The sequence below is a fragment of the Azospirillum thiophilum genome, assembly GCF_001305595.1.
Classification (GTDB): domain Bacteria; phylum Pseudomonadota; class Alphaproteobacteria; order Azospirillales; family Azospirillaceae; genus Azospirillum; species Azospirillum thiophilum.
Map to the genome: position 1 here is coordinate 2,747,361 of NZ_CP012401.1, position 21,029 is coordinate 2,768,389.

The 21,029-nt window shown below is 68.8% G+C and carries 21 protein-coding genes and 1 riboswitch; of the genes, 4 read left to right on the plus strand and 17 right to left on the minus strand.

Going from position 1 to position 21,029, the window contains the following annotated elements; genetic code table 11:
- Positions 1-126: 126 nt before the first annotated feature.
- From rpsB to AL072_RS12735, 5 genes are all read right to left on the minus strand, one after another.
- The gene (gene rpsB / locus AL072_RS12715; RefSeq protein WP_045580009.1) at positions 127-909 is read right to left on the minus strand and encodes a 30S ribosomal protein S2; all 783 of its coding nucleotides are present in this window, start codon (positions 907-909) and stop codon (positions 127-129) included.
- Between the two features lie 254 nt (positions 910-1,163).
- Positions 1,164-2,990 carry an aspartate--tRNA ligase gene (gene aspS, locus AL072_RS12720; RefSeq protein ID WP_045580008.1) on the minus strand — a complete coding sequence of 609 codons (1,827 nt, stop codon included), beginning with the start codon at positions 2,988-2,990 and terminating at the stop codon, positions 1,164-1,166.
- A 282-nt stretch (positions 2,991-3,272) separates the two neighbouring features.
- Positions 3,273-3,659: a DUF6285 domain-containing protein gene (locus AL072_RS12725; protein WP_060721705.1), complete on the minus strand. Its 387-nt coding sequence runs from the start codon at positions 3,657-3,659 to the stop codon at positions 3,273-3,275.
- Positions 3,659-4,741: a phosphotransferase family protein gene (locus AL072_RS12730; RefSeq protein WP_060721714.1), complete on the minus strand. Its 1,083-nt coding sequence runs from the start codon at positions 4,739-4,741 to the stop codon at positions 3,659-3,661. Before AL072_RS12730 ends, AL072_RS12725 begins: the two co-directional genes overlap by 1 nt.
- A 213-nt stretch (positions 4,742-4,954) precedes the next feature.
- Entirely contained in the window at positions 4,955-7,615 is a 2,661-nt protein-coding gene (locus AL072_RS12735) for a glycosyltransferase (protein WP_060721706.1), read from the minus strand.
- Positions 7,616-7,802: 187 nt separating this feature from the next.
- Here AL072_RS12735 and AL072_RS12740 point away from each other — a divergent pair, with 187 nt between their 5' ends.
- Complete coding sequence (locus tag AL072_RS12740; RefSeq protein ID WP_045582242.1) at positions 7,803-8,018, plus strand: hypothetical protein; 216 nt, start codon at positions 7,803-7,805, stop codon at positions 8,016-8,018.
- A 155-nt stretch (positions 8,019-8,173) separates the two neighbouring features.
- On the opposite strand, the gene gcvPB is transcribed toward AL072_RS12740, so the two are convergent.
- From gcvPB to gcvT, 4 genes are read right to left on the minus strand one after another with little or no spacing between them, the layout of a single operon-like run.
- Positions 8,174-9,745: an aminomethyl-transferring glycine dehydrogenase subunit GcvPB gene (gene gcvPB / locus AL072_RS12745; RefSeq protein WP_082108946.1), complete on the minus strand. Its 1,572-nt coding sequence runs from the start codon at positions 9,743-9,745 to the stop codon at positions 8,174-8,176.
- Positions 9,742-11,088, minus strand: a complete 1,347-nt coding sequence (gcvPA, locus tag AL072_RS12750; protein WP_045582241.1) for an aminomethyl-transferring glycine dehydrogenase subunit GcvPA — start codon at positions 11,086-11,088, stop codon at positions 9,742-9,744. Before gcvPA ends, gcvPB begins: the two co-directional genes overlap by 4 nt.
- A 1-nt stretch (position 11,089) precedes the next feature.
- Entirely contained in the window at positions 11,090-11,464 is a 375-nt protein-coding gene (gene gcvH / locus AL072_RS12755; RefSeq protein ID WP_045582240.1) for a glycine cleavage system protein GcvH, read from the minus strand.
- A 50-nt stretch (positions 11,465-11,514) separates the two neighbouring features.
- The gene (gcvT, locus tag AL072_RS12760; RefSeq protein WP_045582239.1) at positions 11,515-12,627 is read right to left on the minus strand and encodes a glycine cleavage system aminomethyltransferase GcvT; all 1,113 of its coding nucleotides are present in this window, start codon (positions 12,625-12,627) and stop codon (positions 11,515-11,517) included.
- 172 nt (positions 12,628-12,799) lie between these two features.
- A riboswitch (glycine riboswitch) is annotated at positions 12,800-12,914 on the minus strand.
- A gap of 231 nt (positions 12,915-13,145) precedes the next feature.
- Between gcvT and AL072_RS12765 the strand changes: the two genes are divergently transcribed.
- Positions 13,146-13,979 (plus strand): hypothetical protein, encoded by an 834-nt coding sequence (locus tag AL072_RS12765; protein ID WP_045582238.1) that lies wholly within the window; start codon positions 13,146-13,148, stop codon positions 13,977-13,979.
- A gap of 64 nt (positions 13,980-14,043) precedes the next feature.
- Here the strand turns inward: AL072_RS12765 and AL072_RS12770 are convergent, their stop codons facing one another.
- Positions 14,044-14,283, minus strand: coding sequence for a CDGSH iron-sulfur domain-containing protein (locus AL072_RS12770; RefSeq protein WP_045582237.1), 240 nt, complete (start codon positions 14,281-14,283; stop codon positions 14,044-14,046).
- Positions 14,284-14,342: 59 nt separating this feature from the next.
- Positions 14,343-14,813, minus strand: a complete 471-nt coding sequence (locus tag AL072_RS12775) for a hypothetical protein (protein WP_245636680.1) — start codon at positions 14,811-14,813, stop codon at positions 14,343-14,345.
- A gap of 280 nt (positions 14,814-15,093) precedes the next feature.
- On the opposite strand from AL072_RS12775, the gene ispH reads away from it, so the two are divergent.
- A complete protein-coding gene (ispH, locus tag AL072_RS12780; protein WP_045582235.1) occupies positions 15,094-16,056 on the plus strand; it encodes a 4-hydroxy-3-methylbut-2-enyl diphosphate reductase in 963 nt (320 codons plus the stop codon).
- A gap of 148 nt (positions 16,057-16,204) precedes the next feature.
- Here ispH and AL072_RS12785 read toward each other — a convergent pair whose 3' ends face one another.
- From AL072_RS12785 to AL072_RS12800, 4 genes are read right to left on the minus strand one after another with little or no spacing between them, the layout of a single operon-like run.
- Positions 16,205-17,650 (minus strand): cobyric acid synthase, encoded by a 1,446-nt coding sequence (locus tag AL072_RS12785; RefSeq protein WP_045582699.1) that lies wholly within the window; start codon positions 17,648-17,650, stop codon positions 16,205-16,207.
- A gap of 22 nt (positions 17,651-17,672) precedes the next feature.
- Positions 17,673-18,311 (minus strand): cob(I)yrinic acid a,c-diamide adenosyltransferase, encoded by a 639-nt coding sequence (cobO, locus tag AL072_RS12790; RefSeq protein WP_045582234.1) that lies wholly within the window; start codon positions 18,309-18,311, stop codon positions 17,673-17,675.
- Complete coding sequence (gene cobU / locus AL072_RS12795; RefSeq protein WP_245636681.1) at positions 18,308-18,856, minus strand: bifunctional adenosylcobinamide kinase/adenosylcobinamide-phosphate guanylyltransferase; 549 nt, start codon at positions 18,854-18,856, stop codon at positions 18,308-18,310. Before cobU ends, cobO begins: the two co-directional genes overlap by 4 nt.
- Positions 18,856-19,314: a cupin domain-containing protein gene (locus AL072_RS12800; protein WP_045582698.1), complete on the minus strand. Its 459-nt coding sequence runs from the start codon at positions 19,312-19,314 to the stop codon at positions 18,856-18,858. Before AL072_RS12800 ends, cobU begins: the two co-directional genes overlap by 1 nt.
- Before the next feature lie 216 nt (positions 19,315-19,530).
- Between AL072_RS12800 and AL072_RS12805 the strand changes: the two genes are divergently transcribed.
- Positions 19,531-20,352, plus strand: a complete 822-nt coding sequence (locus AL072_RS12805; protein WP_045582232.1) for an alpha/beta hydrolase — start codon at positions 19,531-19,533, stop codon at positions 20,350-20,352.
- 50 nt (positions 20,353-20,402) lie between these two features.
- On the opposite strand, the gene AL072_RS12810 is transcribed toward AL072_RS12805, so the two are convergent.
- The gene (locus AL072_RS12810) at positions 20,403-20,591 is read right to left on the minus strand and encodes a hypothetical protein (protein WP_045582231.1); all 189 of its coding nucleotides are present in this window, start codon (positions 20,589-20,591) and stop codon (positions 20,403-20,405) included.
- Positions 20,592-20,662: 71 nt separating this feature from the next.
- On the minus strand, positions 20,663-20,851 hold the full coding sequence (locus AL072_RS35300; RefSeq protein WP_045582230.1) for an entericidin A/B family lipoprotein: 189 nt from the start codon (positions 20,849-20,851) through the stop codon (positions 20,663-20,665).
- Positions 20,852-21,029 lie beyond the last annotated feature (178 nt).

The window sequence follows — 21,029 nt, forward strand, 5'->3', positions numbered from 1 at the left end:
CCTCTTCCTTCCAAGCGATCCGGCAAGCGGATCGGATTGAGTCACAAAGTCAAAACGGGTGGCAAGCCATAAAAAAGGCAGCCGGGCCATAGGTCATAAGGCCCGGCTGCCCTTCAACCGTCAGGGTCAGGCCTGGGCGGCGGTCTCTGCGGTCTCTTCCTCCGGCAGCTGCTCGGCCGGGGCGTCCTCGGCGGCACCGACGTCGATGCCGGCGGCGCTCATCTCGGCCTGCAGGCCGTCGAGCACGGCGCCGACCGTCAGGTCGCAGTACATCTCGATGGCGCGCAGCGCGTCGTCATTGCCGGGAATCGGGAAGGCCACGCCGTCCGGATCGGAGTTGCTGTCGAGGACCGCGATGACCGGGATGCCCAGCTTGTTGGCTTCCTTGACCGCGATCGACTCCTTGTTGGTGTCGATGATGAAGATGACGTCCGGCAGGCCGCCCATCTCCTTGATGCCGCCCAGCGCACGCTCAAGCTTATCGCGCTCACGGGTCAGCTCGAGCACTTCGCGCTTGGTCAGGCCCGAGGTGTCGCCGCCCAGACGCTCTTCCATCTCGCGCAGGCGCTTGATCGACTGGGAGATGGTCTTCCAGTTGGTCAGCATACCGCCGAGCCAGCGGTGGTTGACGTAGTACTGGCCGCACTTGGCGGCGGCTTCGGCGATCCGCTCCTGGGCCTGGCGCTTGGTGCCGACGAACAGGACGCGGCCACCGCCGGCGACGACGTCGCGCACGGCCTGGAGGGCGCGGTGCAGCATCGGGACGGTCTGCTCGAGATCGATGATGTGCACGCCGTTGCGGACGCCGAAGATGTACTGGTTCATCTTCGGGTTCCAGCGGCGGGTGTGGTGGCCGAAGTGGACACCGGCTTCCAGCAGCTGGCGCATGGTGAAGGTGGGCATGGTCATGTGGAAAAAATCCCTTTTTCCGGTTGCTCCGCCGCGGGCGTTGTCGGGCGCATGAAAACCATGGCCTACGACACCGGATCGGGCCATCGGACGAAACCGACGGTCCGCCAGCCCGCGTGAGGTTTTGACGACGGCGCTTACATAGCCCCGCGAACCTGTGTTGACAAGAAAAAAGGCCACGCGGAGCCCTGTCCGCGCGGCCTTTTTTCCTTGAACCGGAAGCGGTTCGGAAGTCCTGATCGGGTCCGGCTTAATTAGGCCTGGGGCGCCGCCGGCGCGGCGACCTTCGGCTTGGGAAGGTCGAGCTTCAAGTGCAGCTCGCGCAGGCGTGCCGTATCGACCGGCGCCGGAGCCTGCATCAGCAGATCCTCGGCCCGCTGGTTCAGCGGGAAGGCGATCACCTCGCGGATGTTCGGCTCGTCGGCCAGCAGCATGACGATGCGGTCGATGCCGGGAGCCGAGCCGCCATGCGGCGGGGCGCCCAGCTTGAACGCGCTCAGCATGCCGCCGAATCGGGCTTCCAGCTCCTCCGGCGGGTAGCCGGCGATCTCGAAGGCCTTGTACATCACTTCCGGCAGATGGTTGCGGATGGCGCCGGACGACAGCTCCACGCCATTGCAGACGATGTCGTACTGGTAGGCCTTGATGTCGAGCGGGTTCATCGTCTCCAAAGCCTTCAGGCCGCCCTGGGGCATGGAGAACGGGTTGTGGCTGAAGATGACCTTGTTGGTCTCTTCATCCATTTCGTACATCGGGAAGTCGACGATCCAGCAGAAGCGGAAGGCGTTCTTCTCGATCAGGTCCAGTTCCTCGCCGATGCGGGTGCGGGCGAAGCCGGCCAGCTTGGCCGCCGGGCCGGGCTGGTCGCAGACGAAGAAGATCGCATCGCCGTCTTCCATGCCGGCCAGCTCGCGCAGTTGGGCTTGCGCCGCCTCCGGCACGAACTTGGCGATCGGCCCCTTGCCGCCGCCCGCTTCCATAACGATGTAGCCGAGGCCGGGAGCGCCTAGTCCGCGCGCCCAGTCGTTCAGCTTGTCGAAGAAGCTGCGCGGACGGTCGGAGACCTTCGGGGCGCGGATGGCGCGGACGACGCCGCCCTTCTCCAGCGTCTGCTTGAAGGCGCGGAACTCGACGTCGTCGCGCTTGAACACCTCGGTCACGTCTGTGATGACGAGCGGGTTGCGCAGGTCCGGCTTGTCGTTGCCGTACTTCAGCATCGATTCGGCGAAGGAGATGCGGCGGAACGGCAGTTGGTCGATCGCCGGCTTCGAGTCGCGGCGGAAGCCGCCGAACTCGTCGAAGATGCCGTGCAGCACCGGCTCGATCGCGGCGAAGACGTCTTCCTGGGTGACGAACGACATCTCGAAGTCGAGCTGGTAGAACTCGCCCGGGCTGCGGTCGGCACGCGCATCCTCGTCGCGGAAGCAGGGGGCGATCTGGAAGTAGCGGTCGAAGCCGGCCACCATCAGCAGCTGCTTGAACTGCTGCGGCGCCTGCGGCAGCGCGTAGAACTTGCCGGGATGGTTGCGGCTCGGCACCAGATAGTCGCGGGCACCTTCCGGCGAGGAGGCGGTGAGGATCGGCGTCTGGAACTCGGTGAAGCCCTGGTCGATCATGCGGCGGCGCGCCGAGGCGATCACGCGCGAGCGCAGCATGATGTTCTCGTGGATGCGCTCGCGGCGCAGGTCGAGGAAGCGGTAGCGCAGGCGCACATCCTCGCCGGCGTCGGTGTCCTGGTTGACCTGCAGCGGGATCTGCTCCGCCTCGCCCTCGACCGTCAACTCGGCGATCTGTAGTTCGATGCGGCCGGTGGGCAGCCTGTCGTTGATGGTCTCGGCGGTGCGCTTGACCACCTTGCCGGTGACGGTGACGACCGATTCGAGCTTCAGCCGGTTCGCGACCTCGAAGGCCGGATTGGAGGTATCGACCACGCACTGCGTCAGGCCGTAATGGTCGCGCAGGTCGATGAACAGCAGCTGTCCATGGTCGCGCTTCCGGTTCATCCAGCCCGACAGGCGGACGGTCTCACCGGCATTCTCTTCACGAAGCTGGCCGCAGGTGTGCGTGCGGTAGGGGTGCATGGGTCGAAACACCTTGAAAAGGTCGGATTCCGGCGAAAAAAACGGTTCGACACACCACACCGGACGGGCGCGAAAGTCAAGCTGCCTTCGGACGGGGCGAGGGCAATCGCAAATTGCTCCCCCTCCCGCCCCGGAAGAGGGCATGAAGCCGTCGCCCATAGGCCGGATAAATGCCGAAGGCGGTCGTAGGTGGAAGGCAGTCGAGAAACTTGCGAGCGACTTCGGGGTCCGTCGCCATAGGCGGCGCCCAAGTGCCGGCATCGGGGTCTCCGCCGGATCGCCCTACCCCAGCGCCTTCGGATTGGTAATGCCGAGCCGCGCCCTGACGATTGCATCCAGCGAGTCCATCAGCACCTCCTGGCCGTCATGATCGAAGTCGCCGGCGGCGATCTCGATGCACAAACGGTGTTCCAACGCCTCGACCCGGTGGCGCAGTTCGTCGCCGGCCAGACCATCGTCGGCGTCCTCGCCATAGAGCAGCGCGAGCGCCCCCAGCACGGAATGGCCGGCGGCATCGAGGCCCTTCAACTCGCGCTGGGCGACCTCCAGTGCATTGGCGACCATCAGCGCCTTGAAGCGCGCCTCCGGGGCCACATGGGGAAGGACGTCGGTGCGGAAGGTCGCGGCGGCGATCTCCAGCAAGCCGCGGGCATCGGCATCGCTCAGCATCAGGCCACCTTGTCCACGGCGCTAGCCATCACCGCGCCGGTCGAGCGCAGATGGCGCAGCAGGTCCATCTCGATCTCCGGCAGCATGCGGCCGGTCAGGGCCAGCTCCAGCGACGGTTCGGCGCCCGAGCTGTGGCGGCGCCCCTGTTCCAGCGCGACCGCCGCCCAGCGGAGATAGGCCGCCGTCTCCCAATAGGCCACGCGGGCGGGATCGACGCGGCGGCCGGCGGTCTCCTCGTAGCCGGCATAGAAATCCGCACGATCGGCGATGCCGCCGGCCTCGCGGTCCGTGCGGCGGAAGCGCCAGGACCGGGCGCAAAACCAGCCGAGATCCTCCATGGGGTCGCTGAACCCGGCGAACTCCCAATCAAGGATCGCGGTCAGGGCACCGTCCTTGACCAGATAGTTGCCGGTGCGGAAATCGCGGTGGCACAGCACCACGGCCCCCGGCAACGGAGCATTGATCTCCATCCAGCGCAGCCCCCAGGCGATCACCGGATCGCGCCGCGCCAGATCGCCGAACCAGCGGCGGAGCTGCGCCAGCGTCTCCTGCGCCGGGCAGTCCGGCAGGTCGCCCAGCCGCTCCAGCCCGTCGGTGTCCGGCGACACCCGGTGCAACAGGCCGAGCTGCCGGCCGAGCTCGCGCGCCAAGTCCGGCTGCGGCGCGTCGGACCGGGTGACGGCATGGCCGGCGCCCAGCCCCTCGGCCCGGCGCATGATGTAGAAGTCGGGCCCCAGCACCGCCGGATCGTCACAGGCGAACAGCGGTTCCGGCGCCGCCACGCCACCGGCGAACGCCGCGCGCAGCACCACGAACTCGCGCAGCTTGCCGATGCTGGCGGAGATGCGGCCGGCCCCCTCCATCCGCAGCACGCAGGCGTGACGCCCGGCCAGCCGGCCGCCGTCGATGTCCAGCGTCACCGCCAGATTTAGGGAGATGGCGCCACCGCCGAGCCGCCCGTCCTCGATCACCGTGACCCGGGCCGCACCGGCCTGATCGGCCAGGAAGCGTTCCAGCCGCACCCGGTCGTCATCGGCCAGGAGCGAGCGCGGCGATTGGTCGGACGCGGTGACGACGTGCATGGCGTTCTCCCAGGGCGTGAAGCGCAGCATGGAGTGCGGGGGCGCATTGGTTCGCGCGGTGTTGACGCGCAGATGGTAGGCACGAAGCGCCGCCGCTCACAAGTTTGACCTTGGTGGGACATGCGTACCCTCCCCCAAAAAAGCCGGCCCCTCCCCCGCCGGGCGGGCGGGAAAGGGGCCATGGGGATGAAACGGGCGGGAGAAGGGCGGGAGTTACGCGGCGATCGGACGGTTCGCCCCCTGCTCCTGACCGGCCGGGGCGTTCTGCTGGACCGCCGGTACCGGGGCCGGCTTGCTCTCGCGGACCGGCAGCATGTCGCCGATGCCGAAGGCGACGGCCATCAGGTTCGGCACCGCCATGGCGGCGAGCAGGATAGACCACAGCTCCAGCGACAGGGTGCCCAGCGGGTTGACCAGCGCGGCGGTGGTCGAGGCGGCGACCAGGGCGCCGGACAGAATCGCCTCCGGCTTGGCACAGAAGCGGCCGGCGGCGCGCTTGCCGCCCTTGGCGGTCACCCGGAAGGCGTCCTGCTTGCGGAACAGGCCGCGGACGACGGCCAGCGCCACCGTGGTCGACAGCGCCATGCCGACTGCGCAGGCACCCAGGCTGTGGCTCCAGCTGTTGCCCGAGGCGTAGCGCGAGGCCAGCAGGCTGGAGCCGGCACGCAAGACCAGGGCACCCAGCACGGCGGCGGTCGCGGCGACCGGCGGCAGGTGGAGCGGCAGGACCAGCGAGGCGAAGGTCCAGACCACGGCGGCGGCGGCTGCGAACAGGCCGACGGCGTCGGACCACCAGCGGATCCAGTTGGTGACGTAGCCCAGCTTCTGCCGCGCGTTCAGCTCGGCCGAGCCCGGCAGGAACTTCTTCCAATGGGCGCGGACGATCTGGGTCGAGCCGAACACCCAGCGGTCACGCTGCTTGCGGAACTGCATGAAGTTGTCCGGGGCGAGGCCGGCGCCGAGTCGCTCGTCGGTGTAGGCGGCGCGGTAGCCGGCCGACAGGATGCGCAGGCCCAGCTCGGTGTCCTCGCAGATGCCGGCTTCCGACCAGCCGCCGACCTGGTCCATGGCGGAGCGGCGCAGCATGATCATGGTGCCGTGGCAGATGAAGGCCTGGCTGGAGACGCCTTCCTGCATGCCGACGTCGAAGAAGGGGCGGTATTCGGCGGTCATCGCCGCCTTCAACGCGGTCTCGTCGCCGTCACGGTGCTCCTGCGGGGCCTGGACGATGCCGACGGACGGATCGGCGAAGGCCGGGGCCAGCTTCGACAGCCAGTCGGGCGATACGGTATAGTCGGCATCGAGCACGGCGACGATCCCGGCAGACGGATCGGTGTGGCGCAGGGCGGCGTTCAGCGCGCCGGCCTTGAAGCCGGAGATCTTCTTGTACCAGTGGAACTTGAACTTGGACCCGAGCGCCCGGCACATCTCCTCCACCGGGCGGACAAGATGCTCCTCCTCGGTGTTGTTGATCAGGACGACAACCTCGTAGTTCGGGTAGTCTAGCCGCGACAGCGAGGCAAGCGTGGCGTTGAGGACGTCCGGCTGCTCGCGGCAGGCGGCGACGTGGATGGAGACCATGGGCGTGTGCCCGGCCGGCTGGTGTCCGACCTCAGGCACGGCTTGCGGCAGCAGCGCCGGGGCGCGGCCGGTCAGCAGGCGGCGGGCGACGTCGACCAGATCGGCGAAGGCGACGCTCATCATCAGGGCGCCGAGCGCGAAGGCGGAGCCCCAGGTGGTGACGGCGCCGAAGGTCAGATACTCGGCGAAAGCGCCGGCGACGGCGGAACCGATGGCGAAGCCGATGACGTTGGCGCCGAGCGCGGCGGCCAGCGCGAAGCCGACATTGGTGCGGCGGCGGAACACGGCGAAGGCCGACAGGGCGAGGCCGACGGCCAGCGCCACCCCGGCGCCGACCCGCTCGCCATAGGGGGCGGCGACCGCGCCGGTCATCGCCCATTTCGGCGCACGGTCGGCGTCGAGCACGCCCCAGGTCGGGCCGGGCGAGCCTTCGATGGTCGATTTCCAGATGCCGTCGAACGCCTCGACCACGTTGTAATGGATGCCTAGCGCGTTGGCCTCCGCCGCGAATCCGCGGACGACGGCGGCCTGGGCCTCAGGCGTCGGGTAGGCGTCATGGAAGTTCTCGCCACCCGACGGCCAGCCAACCTCGCCGACGAACAGCGGCTTGCCCGGATGCGCCTTGCGCACGGTGTCGAGCCGGTCGCGAATCCAGGTCAGCGCGTCCGCCACCGGCACGCCCTCCCAGTAGGGCAGGACGTGGACGCCCATGAAGTCCGAGGCCTTCACGGTGGCGTCGGCCTTGATCATCTCCGACCAGACATCGGCGGTGCCGACCTTGATGCCGGGGGGCACGGCGGCGCGCACGCGGCGGATGTAGGACGCCAGCTCGGCGTCGGTCAGCTCGGCGCGCAGCAGCGTCTCGTTGCCGACGACGATGCGCTTGATGCCGCGGAACTCCTTGGCAAGCGCGATGCCGTGCAGCACCTCGCGCTCGTTGCGGGCCTTGTCCTTGCTCAGCCAGATGCCGAGCGTGACGTCCAGCCCCTTGGACACCGCGATCTCAGGCACCTCGCCCTGCGAGCCGAGCGTGGAATAGGTGCGCACGCCGTCGGCGAAGCCGGCGATGGCGGTCATGTCCTTCTCGATCTCCCGGCGCGGCACCACCGGCTGGTGGTTGGGATCGTAGCTGCGCCCCGAGGGCGAGTAGGACACGGATTCGATGCGTCCGGGCTCCGCCTCCACCGGCGTCGGCGCGTTGCGCCAGGACCAGAAGGACGCGTGGCCGGCAGTCACGGCCAGCAGAGCGGCGACGATGGCTGCGCGCCGGATCGGGTTCTTCGGGTTGCTCATGGGGAGTTCGCGTGCCCTGTTGCAGGGTGGCCGTGTGCCACCGGACACCCGCACAAACGGGCAGCCCGCCTTCCCTATTCCGTCGCTTCCAAAAAAATTTTGTGCGCTGCGGCGGCTGGAACCCGGGCGGCCGCGGGCTGTTGGAGGACGTCCGAACGGATTTCCGCAATGTCCAGGAGACGCAGCGATGGCAACCCGCCACGAACAGACCCCGGAGCACAAGAAGGCCCATGAGATCGCCGAGGAGGCGCTGGACCGGGCCGCCGAAGGCGATCCCCGCAAGGCGCGCGAGCTGATCGAAGAGGCCAAGCGCCTCGACCCGAAGATCGGCGAGGAAATGTCGCGCGAGGCCGCCGAGGAGCAGAAACAGGCAGACCGTTACGTCGACAAATCCGACAAGTGAGTGATGGCCCCCTCCCCACCCCTCCCCCGCGTTCCGCGGGAGAGGGGGCAGGAGCTTTGCGGGATTACAGCGGAGTCCCCCTCTCCCGCGATCGGACCGGCCTTCGGCCGGCCGAGGGCGGGGAAGGGTCAGGGAGGGGGCAACCGCCGCGGCCCCTACTCCGCCGCCACGGCCTCGACCGTGACCGGCGGGGTCCAGCGCAGCACCGGCTTGCGGGCGGCGGCAGTCTCGTCCAGGCGGCGGCGCGGGGTCAGGCGCGGAGCCGCCTGGAAATAGGCGGCGTCGCCCGACTTCGCCCGCTCGGCCAGCGCGCGCAACGCATCGACGAACTGGTCGAGGCTGGCCTTGCTTTCCGTCTCGGTCGGCTCGATCAGCAGGGCACCATGGACGACCAGCGGGAAATACATGGTCATCGGGTGGAAGCCCTCGTCGATCAGGGCCTTCGCCATGTCGAGCGTGGTGACGCCGGTTCCCTTCAGGAAACGGTCGTCGAACAGGCACTCGTGCATGCACGGCCCCTCGAAGGACGCCGTCATCACGTCCTCCAGCCGCGCCATCACGTAGTTGGCGTTCAGCACCGCGTCGGACGACGCCTGCCGCAGCCCGTCGGCACCGTGGCTCAGCATGTAGGACAGCGCGCGGACGAACATGCCCATCTGGCCGTGGAAGGCCTTCATGCGGCCGAAGGCCGGACCGTCGCCGGCGGCTTCCACCAGCGCAAAGCCCTCCGCCCCGTGGGTGACATAGGGCACCGGGATGTAGGGCGCCAGCGACTGGGCGAACACCACCGGACCCGACCCCGGCCCGCCGCCGCCATGCGGGGTGGAGAAGGTCTTGTGCAGGTTGATGTGCATGACGTCGATGCCGAGGTCGGCCGGACGCACCCGACCGACGATGGCGTTGAAGTTGGCGCCGTCGCAGTAGAAATAGGCGCCGGCCGCATGCACCGCCTCGGCGATCTCGATGATGTCGCGCTCGAACAGGCCGCAGGTGTTGGGGTTGGTCAGCATCAGCCCGGCGACGTCGGGGCCGAGCTTGGCCTTCAGCGCCTCCAGGTCGACGCGGCCGTCGGCGGTCGCCGGGATCGCATCGACGCCGTAGCCGCAGGCGGCGGCGGTCGCCGGGTTGGTGCCGTGGGCGCTCTCCGGCACCAGGATCTTGGTGCGGCCGCTGTCGCCGTTGGCCTCATGGGCGGCGCGGATCGCCATGATGCCGCACATCTCGCCATGGGCACCGGCAGCCGGCACCAGCGTCACCGCGGCCATGCCGGTCAGCGTCTTCAGCCAGTGGGCAAGCTGGTCCATCAGTTCCAGCGCGCCCTGCACCGTGCTGACCGGCTGGAGCGGATGCACGTCGGAGAAGCCGGGGAGCCGCGCCATCTTCTCGTTCAGGCGCGGGTTGTGCTTCATCGTGCAGGAGCCCAGCGGGTAGAAGCCGCTGTCGATGGCGTAGTTCTTCTGCGACAGCCGGGTGTAGTGGCGGACCACCTGCGGCTCGGCGAGGCCGGGCAGCCCGACCCGGGCGCGCGGCTTCACCGCGCCGAGACGGCTGGCCACCTTCGGCACGTCGGGCAGGTCGACGCCGGTGCGGCCGGCGCTGTCCTGTTCGAAGATCAGCGGCTCTTCGATCTGCAGGCCGCGGTTGCCGGTGACGGTGCCGGTCACGCCGTCGAACCCGGCGCTGCCGGCGGGAATGGCCGAGGGACGGCCCTGGGTGTTCATGCTCATGCCAGAACCTCGGTCAAGGCTGCCGCGAAGGCGTCCATGTCGGCGTCGGTGTTGGTCTCGGTGACGGCGACCAGCAGCAGGTCGTCCATCCCCTGGCCGGGATAGAGTCGCGACACCGGGACGCCGGCGAGGATGCGGCGCCCGGCAAGCTCCTCGACCACCGCGGCGGCCGGCTTCGGCAGCTTCACGGTGAATTCGTTGAAGAAGCCGTCATTCAGGATCTCAACGCCGGGGATGGCGGCCAGCCGGTCGGCCATCTGCACCGCCTTGGCGTGGTTCAGCTGGGCCAGCTGCGTGATCCCGGCCTCGCCCAGCAGGCTGACATGGATCGAGAAGGCCAGCGCGCACAGGCCGGAGTTGGTGCAGATGTTGGACGTCGCCTTCTCGCGGCGGATGTGCTGCTCGCGGGTGGAGAGCGTCAGCACGAAGCCGCGGCGGCCGTCGGCGTCCACCGTCTCGCCGCACAGGCGGCCCGGCATCTGACGGACATATTTGTCCTTCACCGCGAACAGCCCGACATAGGGGCCGCCGAAATTCAGCGCGTTGCCGAAGGACTGGCCTTCCGCGGCGACGATGTCGGCGCCCATGTCGCCCGGCGGGGTCAGCAGGCCGAGCGACAGCGCCTCCGTCACCACGACGACCAGCAGCGCGCCCTTGGCCTGGCAGGCGGCGGCAAGGTCGGTGTAGTCGCGGACATGGCCGAAGACGTCCGGATTCTGCACGACGACGCAGGACGTCCGGTCATCGACCAGCGCCAGCAGATCCTCGCCGCCGGTCGGGGCCGGCGGCAGGGCCACCGCCTCGAAACCGATGAAGCGGGCGTCGGTGGTGGTCACGTCGCGGTAATGCGGGTGCAGGCCGCCGGACAGGATCGCCTTCTTCCGCCTGGTGATGCGGTTGGCCATCATCACCGCCTCGGCGCAGGAGGTGGCGCCGTCATACATCGAGGCGTTGGCCACATCCATGCCGGTCAGCAGCGCGACCTGGGTCTGGAATTCGAACAGTACCTGCAGCGTGCCCTGGCTCACCTCCGGCTGATAGGGGGTGTAGGCGGTCAGGAACTCGCCGCGCTGGACCAGATGGTCGACGGTGGCCGGAACATGGTGGCGGTAGGCGCCGGCGCCGAGGAAGCTCGGCACCGCGCCCGCCGGGATGTTCTTCGCCGCCATGGCGCCCAGCAGCCGTTCGACCTCGAGCTCACCCATATGGTTGGGCAAGCCCCCGATCGGGCCGGCCAGCCGGGCCGCCTCGGGCACGTCGCGGAACAGGTCGTCCACCGTTTTCGCGCGGATGGCCTCCAGCATCGATTGCCGGTCGGCCTCGGTCAGGGGCAGATACCGCATGTCAGTGCGACGCCTCCACGAAGGCCTTGTAGGCCGCTTCGTCCATCAGATCATCGAGTTCGGCGGCGTCGCTCAGCTGGAGCTTGAAGAACCAGCCCTCGCCCTCGGCATCGCCGTTGACCTTGGACGGGTCATCGACCAGCGCCTGGTTCGATTCCAGGACGGTGCCCGACACCGGGGCATAGACGTCGCTGGCGGCCTTCACCGATTCGACGACGGCGGCTTCCTTGCCCTGCTCCAGCACGCGGCCGGCCTCGGGCAGCTCGACGAACACCACGTCGCCCAACTGGCTCTGGGCGAAGTCGGAGACGCCGACGGTGGCGACATCACCCTCGACGAGAACCCACTCATGGTCCTTGGTAAATTTCCTGGTCATCTGAAAGTTTCCCTGTTCGGAACGGTTGATTGGTTTGCGGCCCCGGAGCATCAGCCCCGGTAATAACGCTGCGGCACGAAGGGCGTGGCGGCGACGCGGGCGGGCAGCGGCTTGCCGCGGACGACCAGCGTCAGCGCGGTGCCGACCGCGGAATTGGCGGTGTCGACATAGCCCATGGCGACCGGCGCACCGGCAGTCGGGCCGAAGCCGCCGCTGGTGATCTCGCCGAGCGTCGCGCCTGCGGTATCCTGGATTTCGGTGTGCTCACGGGCCGGCTGGCGGCCGTCGGGCTGGATGCCGACGCGGCGGCGCGACGCCCCCTCGGTCAGCTGCCGGTGGATGATGTCGTAGCCGGGGAACCCGCCCTCGGCGCGGCGGCGCTTGGGCAGGGTCCATTCCAGCGCGGCTTCGACCGGGGTGGTGGTGGTGTCGATGTCATGGCCGTAGAGGCACAGCCCCGCCTCCAGCCGCAGCGAGTCGCGGGCGCCCAGCCCGATCGCCTCGACCTCCGATTCGGCGAGCAGGGCGCGGGCGATCATCTCCGCATCGGCCTTGTCGCAGGAGATCTCGTAGCCATCCTCCCCGGTATAACCGGAGCGGGTGAGGATCACCGGCACGCCCTTGAAGGTGGCGGACAGGCAGGTCATGAACTTCATGGTGGCGGCTTCCGGCACGAAGCGGGCCATCACCCCGGCCGCCGCCGGGCCCTGCAGCGCCATCAGGGCGAGATCGTCCAGCAGTTCGACCTCGGCCTTGCCGGCCAGCTTTTCGCGCAGATGGGCGACGTCCTGCTCCTTGCAGGCGGCATTGACCACCAGGAACAGATGGTCGCCGGCATTGGTCACCATCAGGTCGTCGAGGATGCCGCCCTGGTCGTTCAGGAACAGCGTGTAGCGCATGCGGCCCTGGGCAAGACCCTTGATGTCGCCGGGAACCAGCGTTTCCAAGGCTCCGGCCGGATCGGCGCCGGTCAGGCGGACCTGCCCCATGTGGGACACGTCGAACAGCCCGGCCTTCTCGCGGGTGTGCTGGTGTTCCTTGAGGATGCCGAGCGGATACTGCACCGGCATGTCGTAGCCGGCGAAGGGAACCATGCGGGCGCCAAGCTCGACATGGAGCGCGTGCAGCGGGGTGGTCTTGAGAGCGGTTGCGGCCTCGGTCACGCTGCGGGTCCTCCGACAGGGGTTCGCCCCCGCGCCGGGATCGGCACGGGTGAGCTGCCCCCTCTGTCTTGGACCTGAGAGATTCACCGCCGCCGGGTCGAGCCGGGCAGCCGGTTTACTCCTTCGGTGAGTCGCGGCGGATGAGCGCCGAGGCTGCTTTCCAGAGTTGCCTTATCCCCTTGCGGTCCTTTTGCCTGAGAGTTTCCGGGGGCGGTTGCTCCTTCGGCGCCACCTGCGGACCTGCCGTTACCGGCGCGTCCGTGGGTGATCTCTCCCGCGAGGGATCATCGGCGTGATGGCGGCACACTGTCGCGGATGGGGGCGATTGTCAATCGGGGTATCGGACGGCGGCACACGGCAGAGCTACAGCCGCATTCTGTTTATATTCCTTGTTTTAGGATTTTTATCTTTACTACAGGCTTATAAGCCGACCATGGTGGCGCCGCGCGTTTCGCCGAGCTGGCCAGCCTTCGTACGTCGCGTGCCCTTCCAATCACCGATGCAGCGGAGCCCCATCCATGACCGTGCAGACCTTCAACCCGACCGATCTGTCGCAGTCCACCGCCAACTGGGCGGTTTCCCAGCGCATCGTCGGCGCCTTCGCGCCCCATGCGCAGATCGTGCCGAACCCGACGGTGGCGCTCGACCCCGGCAACCTGCTGAACGGCACCACCCTGACCGAGGTGAACGCCCAGTCCGTCGGCCCCTTCACCCCGCCATCCAACGGCTTCCGCATCGACCGCGTGGTGATCGACCGCAGCACCGGCGCCGCGACCATCGTCACCGGCACCGTCAACAACCTGACCCCGCCGGCGATCCCGACCGGCACGCTGCCGGTGGCGCGTGTCATGCTGCTGCCGACGACGGACGCTATCGGCAACGATCTGATCGTGGACGAGCGGACGCTCGTCGATCAAACACCGGCGACCCAGAATTCCGTGGTGGTTCGTGCGCATCGGAACAACGTCGGCCAGAGCGGGGTCACCAACAACGCCTGGGCCAAGGCCCTGCTGACGACGACGGATATCAATGTCGGGAACGCGTTCGATACGTCCACGTCCCGCTTCTTGCCGCTGGTTGCCGGCAAGTATCTGCTTCATGCCCAGGTGATGATGAACTGCGGTGTGAATGGATCCATCTATGCCGGCCTCTACGTCAACGGCACCAACCTTTCCCTGTGCCGGTCGCTGACGCCTATCGCGACGCCGACCTACGCCGCGACAAGCTCCATCTGCTACCTCAACGGCACGACCGACTATGTCGAGATGAAAGTGCTCAACACCATCATCACCGACGGCATCCTGGATGGAACGCCGACCGCAACCTTCTTCACCGCCACCCGCTTGCCCTGACCTGAAATGCATGAAGCCGGACCTTTGTCCGGCTTCATGTTTCAGTGGCCCTCCACCGGCATCCTCACAAATCCAGATGGCTGCCGTCACAAAACGGCGGCTTCTTGGTCGCCTTGCAACCGCAGAAGCGCGCCTTCATCGTCGTGGTCGGCGAGAACTTCATCGGTTCGAGCCCGGTACCGGCGTGGCTGCCGTCGCAGAAAGGCTGCTTGGCGCTGCGGCCGCAGCGGCACCACCAATAGGTCTTGCCGGCCTCCATCTCGATGGTGATGGGTTCCTTGGACGCCGCGACGGGTTGGACCATGATCGTACTCTCCCTGGCGGATGGCTTGGGAATGGCGTGCGGCGCGCCGGCAGCGCACCTTACTTCTTCACCTGCGTCCGGTTGAACTCCAGCTGCTCCGGCGTCAGCTGGAAGCCGAGATAGACCTTCCAGTCCTTGGCGTTGCCATCCTTGGGCAGCGGGATCCGCGGGGCCAGCTCCTCCTTGCTGCCGGCGCGCGGCTGGCCGGGGACGAAGGTGACGTCGGTGTCGAAATAGGCCTTCGACACCAGCGTATCATCCGGCTGGGCCAGCGCGACGAAATACTGGTACTTGGCGACGTCGCCCTTCAGCGCCGGGCCGCGCTCGGCCACCAGATAGACGTTCACGTTCACGGTGACGCCGGCACTGGTGTATTCGCAGTTGCCAGTGTAGTCGGTCAATGCTGCGCGCGACTCCAGGTCGGTCAGGTCCTTGCCGCCGGGGCGGAAGACGGTGACTTCCTGCAGGTCGCGGACGATGTTGACCTTCGGGCAGGCCAGCGCCGCGTCCGATGGGTTGGTCGGCCCCATGCCGGAGCATCCGGACAAAGCCAGCACGGCCCCGGCCGCGAGCAACGCAGGGCGGCCCATCCGCAGGAGGGACGCCGGCGGGCTTTTCCGGGCGGGGGATCCTATATTACGGTCGCGGCGGTCCATCGGTTCGGCCTGATCGGTTAACGGGCTGTTGGACCGCGACTTTAGTGTCCCAGCTTGACCGGCACAAGACCGCGCGGCGGTTCTATCCCTTGCGGCCGTTCGGCACAGGACCACCTAAGGGCGACCTCATCCACCTAAGGGCTGCGCAGCGCATATGACCACGACCACTCCCCTGACCATCCTCCTCGCGGCCCCGCGCGGATTCTGCGCCGGGGTGGACCGGGCGATCCAGATCGTCGAGACGGCGCTCGACCGCTATGGCGCGCCGGTCTATGTCCGGCACGAGATCGTCCACAACCGTTTCGTGGTCGAAAGCCTGGAGGCCAAGGGCGCCGTCTTCGTCGACGAGCTGAGCGAGGTTCCGGACGGCCGGCCGGTGGTGTTCTCCGCCCATGGCGTGCCGAAATCGGTGCCGCAGGCGGCCGAGGCGCGCGGGCTGTTCTATCTCGACGCCACCTGCCCGCTGGTCAGCAAGGTCCATCGCGAGGCCGAGCGCCATTTCGAAGACGGCCGCCAGATCGTCCTGATCGGCCATGCCGGCCATCCCGAGGTGGTCGGCACCATGGGCCAGTTGCCGGAAGGCGCGGTCGTCCTGGTGGAGACCGTGGCCGACGTGGCGGCCGTCGAGGTGCGCGATCCCGAGAACCTCGCCTTCGCCACCCAGACCACCCTGTCGGTCGACGAGACGACGGAGATCCTGGCCGCGCTCCAGGCCCGCTTCCCCGCCATCGCCGGGCCGAAGAAGGAGGACATCTGCTATGCCACCACCAACCGGCAGGCGGCGGTGAAGGCCATCGCGCCGAAGGTGGAGGCGCTGCTGGTGCTGGGGGCGCCGAACTCCTCCAACTCCAAGCGGCTGGTCGAGGTGGCGAAGACCCATGGCTGCCCGGCCGCCCAGCTGGTACAGCGCGCCGCCGACATCGACTGGAGCGCATTGGACGGCGTGCGTCGGCTCGGCATCACCGCCGGAGCGTCGGCCCCGGAGGTGCTGGTCGAGGAGGTGATCGAGGCCGCCCGCGCCCGCTTCGACGTGACGGTCGAGGAGCTGCGCACCGCGACCGAGAACATCGTCTTCAAGCTGCCCCGCGCCCTGACGGAGGAGCGGGAGGGGGTTTGAGGGAAGGCGCATGCGCTTGCCCCCTCCCCAACCCTCCCCCGCTAACGCGGGAGAGGGGGTAGGCGTCGGAGCAGCGGAGTTCCCTCTCCCGCCAAAGGCGGGGGAGGGTTAGGGAGGGGGCATCGGTCGCCCGGCTACGGTCGCCCGGCTACGCCCCCTCCGCCACCGCCAGCAGCCCGTCCACATCGACCACGCCTTCCAGCCGTTCGGCGATGGCGTCCAGCGCCCGTTCCACCGCGACGCCATAGGCGAGGTCCGACCGGCCGCCCAGACCGCGCAGATAGGCCGCGCGGAAGCCGTCGGCGCCGAACAGCCCATGCAGATAGCAGCCGGCGACCCGCCCATCCGCCGACTCGGCGCCGTCGGTGATGCCGCCCGCCAGTTCCAGCACCGGACGCGCCCGGTCCGGTCCCTCGGTGCGGCCCATGTGCATCTCGTAGCCGGCGACCGGCTCGCCGGTGCGGCGGTCACTGCCGCGGGCCTCCTCCAGCACCTTCGGGCCTTTCAGCACCGTCTCGACGTCGAGCAGGCCGAGCCCGGCGGCCTCGCCCGGCGGCCCCTCGATGCCGTCGGGGTCGGCGATGCGGCGGCCCAGCATCTGGTAGCCGCCGCAGATGCCGAGCACCCGGCCGCTGCGGCGCCAGTGGGCCAGCAGGTCGATGTCCCAACCCTGCGCCCGCAGGAAGGCGAGGTCGGCAATCGTCGTCTTGGTGCCAGGCAGAATCACCAGATCGGCATCGCCCGGCAGCGGCTGCCCCGGACGCACCATGGTCAGGGCAACCCCCGGCTCCTGCGACAGCGGGTCGAAATCGTCGAAATTGGCGATGTGCGGCAGCATCGTCACCGCGACCCGCAAGGCGCCGCCGCCGGCAAGGCGCGGACGGTCAAGCGCCACCGCATCCTCCGCCGGCAGGGTCGCCGCCTCGCCAAGCCAGGGCACCACGCCATATCCGCGCCATGCGGTGTGCCTCTCGATCACCCGCAGCCCTTCATCGAACAGGCGAACATCGCCTCGGAACTTGTTGATGAGAAAGCCATGAATCCGCTGCTGTTCATCCTTTGGAAGAAGGGCGTGCGTGCCGACCAGACTGGCGATCACGCCGCCGCGGTCGATGTCGCCGACCAGGATCACCGGCACGTCGGCGGCAGTGGCGAAACCCATGTTGGCGATGTCGCCGGCCCGCAGATTGACCTCCGCCGGGCTGCCGGCCCCCTCCACCACCACGATGTCCGCCTCGGCCCTCAGCCGCCCGAAACTGTCCAGCACGGTGCCGAGCAGCTCGCGCTTGCGTGCCTGATAGTCGGCGGCCCGGGCGGTGCCGACCACGACGCCGCGCACCACCACCTGGGATCCGAGGTCGGATTGCGGCTTCAGCAGCACCGGGTTCATGTGGACGCTGGGCGCCACGCCGCAGGCACGGGCCTGGAGCGCCTGGGCGCGGCCGATCTCGCCGCCGTCGGCCGTGACCGCGGCGTTGTTGGACATGTTCTGCGGCTTGAAGGGCCGGACGGCCAGCCCGCGCCGCACCAGCGCCCGGCACAGCCCGGCCACCAGCAGCGACTTGCCGACGTCGGAGCCGGTGCCCTGCAGCATGATCGCCCGCGACCGCACGGCTTTAGAACTCGATGCCGGCCTGGGCCTTCACCCCGGCCTCGAACGGGTGCTTGACCGGGGTCATCTCGGTGACGAGATCGGCGGCGGCGATCAGCTCGGGCTTGGCGTTGCGGCCGGTGACGCAGACATGCAGGTCGGGCCGGCGGGCGGCCAGCGTCGCCAGCACCTCGTCGAGCGGCAGATACTCCATGCGCAGGACGATGTTCAGCTCGTCCAGCACGATCAGGCGATAGCGCGGGTCGTCCATCAGCTCCTTGGCCTTGGCCCAGGCAGCCTCGGCGGCGGCGATGTCGCGGGCGCGATCCTGGGTGTCCCAGGTGAAGCCCTCGCCCATCGTGTGGAAATCGACCAGATCCTCGAAGCGCTCCAGCGCCACCGTCTCCCCGGTGGACCAGGCACCCTTGACGAACTGCACCATGCCGACGCGCATGCCGTGGCCGACCGCGCGCATCATCAGCCCGAAGGCGGCGGTCGACTTGCCCTTGCCCTTGCCGGTGTGGACCATCAGCAGGCCCTTCTCCAGCGTCTTGGAAGCAAGGGTCCGCTCCTGCAACGCCTTGCGCCGCTTCATCTTCTCGGCATGGCGGCGGTTGGCCTCGAAATCGTCTCCGGTGTCGTCTGCGGCCGGGGTGTCGGTCATGCGGGGGTTCCCTTCACGTACATCGGCAGACCGGCGACGGTCAGCACGACGCGCGGCGCGACGGCCGCGATGGATTGATGCAGGCGGCCGGCATGGTCGCGGAAACGGCGCGCCAGCGCGTTGTCGGGCACGATGCCGAGCCCGACCTCGTTGGAGACCAGGACCACCCGGCCGGGCAACTCCGGCAGCAGCGCCACCAGCGCCGCCGTCTCCGCCGCGATGTCGGCCTCCGCCATCATCAGGTTGGTCAGCCACAGGGTCAGGCAGTCGACCAGCAGGCCGGTGCCCTCGGCGGCGTGGCGGCGGAGCGCGCCGGTCAGGTCCTGCGGCTCCTCCACCGTCGTCCAGCCGGGGCCGCGGTCGTCGCGATGCGCCGCCACCCGCTCGGCCATCTCGGCATCCCAGATCTGGGAGGTGGCGATGTAGACTCGCGGGCCGCCGAGCGCGGTGACCAGCCCCTCGGCATAGCGGCTCTTGCCGGAGCGGGCGCCGCCCAGCACCAGCGTGAGGTCGCCGGCCATCAGCCCCGCCATCACTCCCGCCATCACCAGGGCGTCCCGTCGCGGTGGACATAGGCGCCGTCGCGCCAGACCATGTCCTCGTCGGAATAGTCGATGGCGTCGCCGGGGCTGCGGTCGCCGACCTCCAGATAGCTGGCCGGGCGGTCGCCGCGGTTGACCAGCCGGTGGCCGTCGGCAACCCCCGCCGGGAAACCGGCGCACATGCCGGCGGTCAGCGGCGTCTCGCCCGCATCGGTGACCAGGGTCAGCTCACCCTCGACGACATAGACGAACTCATCCTGCCGGCTGTGCCAGTGGCGCAGGGCGGAGGACGCGCCGGGCGCCAGCCGGGTCAGGTTGACGCCGAAATTGGTCAGCCCCAGCGGATCGCCCAGCGCCACCCGGTGCCGCCCGGCGACCTGCGCCCGGAAGGGCTGCGGATAGTCGGTGGCGCCGGTCTCGGCGGTCAGGGCCGCGGGGTCGATGATTGGCGGATTCGGCACGGTCGGATTTGGCGGCTGTTTCGGCACGGGCCGTCTCCGGAGTGGCGTTGAGGGCGCTTGCGCGGGCGGACTGTCGCAAACCGGGCCGGTGGCGTCAAATGATGCAAGTCCAGGCGGCGAATCCAGACGAGTGGCAGGGATGCCGCCGCCGCGGCTGGACAGGCGCGGACCGGCGACCCATCCTTGCCGCAACGCACAATCACAATCGGCGATCCGATGTCGAACCTGGAAATCATCAGCCGCCGTCCCGCCGGCACGCCGAAGGCTCCGCCGCTGCTGTTCGTCCATGGCGCCTTCAGCGGGGCCTGGATCTGGGACGCCAAGTTCCTGCCCTGGTTTGCCGAACGGGGGTGGGAGGCGCATGCCGTCTCGCTGCGCGGCCATGGCGGCAGCGAAGGGCGCGACCGGCTGCACGGCTTCGGCATCGCCGACTATGTGGAGGACGTGCTGGAGGCGGCGGACCGGCTGTCGGCCCCGCCGCTGCTGATCGGCCATTCGATGGGCGGCATGGTGGTGCAGCGCGCGCTGGCGAAGCGGCGCTTTCCGGGCGGCGTGCTGATGGCGTCCGCCCCGCCCCATGGGCTGTGGTCCTCGACCATGGGGCTGGCCTGGCGCTCGCCCTACGTGTTCCAGCAGATGGCGATGCTGACCAGCTTCGGCGAGAAGGCCATCGACCCGGCGGCGATTCGCCGGGCCATGTTCTCCGACGCGATGCCGGCGGCCGAGGCCGCGCAATACGAATCCTATCTGCAGGAGGAATCGCGCCGCGTCCTGATGGACATCGGCGGCTGGATCCCCTTCCCCGTTCTGCCCCCGCGCGAAACCCCGGTGCTGGTGCTGGGGGCCGCGGAGGACATGCTGTTTCCGCATGCCGAGGTGGTCGCCACCGCCATGGCGCTGGGCACCCAGCCGGTGTTCATGCCCGGCATGGGCCATGCGATGATGCTGGAACGGGACTGGCAAGCGGTGGCGGAACGGATCGAGAGCTGGATCCTGGCGACGGTCGCGACGGTGGAGGCGGCGCCCGAGGCGGTTTGAGGGGGCGGCTTCGCAGCCGCTCCCCCGCCCCGCAGCTTATGCCGTGGCTTTCATGCCGTCGTCGGATTCGGCATGCCGGGCATCGGCTCGTCGGCCGGCGGCGGCACTTCCGGGAGGATGCCGGGATTCTCGGGCACCGGATAGGGATCCGGCGTGGTCGGGCGGTCGGGCTGCGGCGGATTAGGGTTCGACGGCGGCGGGATCTCGCCGGGGGTGGACGGCTTCTGCGGTTCGCTCATGCGGAAACTCCTGCTGGTCCGAAGATTCTGGGAAGAGAGCCCCGGTCGGATGGCGGTCAGTCGGATGGCGCTCAATCGGCCGCCCGTTCGATGGCGCGGCCGCCGGCACGGACATCCTGCCCGGCGCCCTCCACGGTGTTGCAGCCGGCCAGCATCGCCGCGAGGGCGGCCAGGAAAGTCAGGAGCACCATCTCACGCGCGGGAAACGGAACGGCGCGGGCGGCAGCGCGCTGCCGGGCACGGTGCTTGGCGTTTTGCATGGTGTCTCTCCGGTCAAGGGGGTGAGGTGGGTGCGTACCGGTCCGTGCGTCGTTCGCTTCCGTTACCAACAACGGGGCTGTTTTCTGACAACGGGGCGGCGGCGGGTTGGTTCCGCCTGGCGGCAACGGGCCATGCGTGGAGCGCAACCGTCCATTCAGGCGCTGCGAAAGCCTTGAC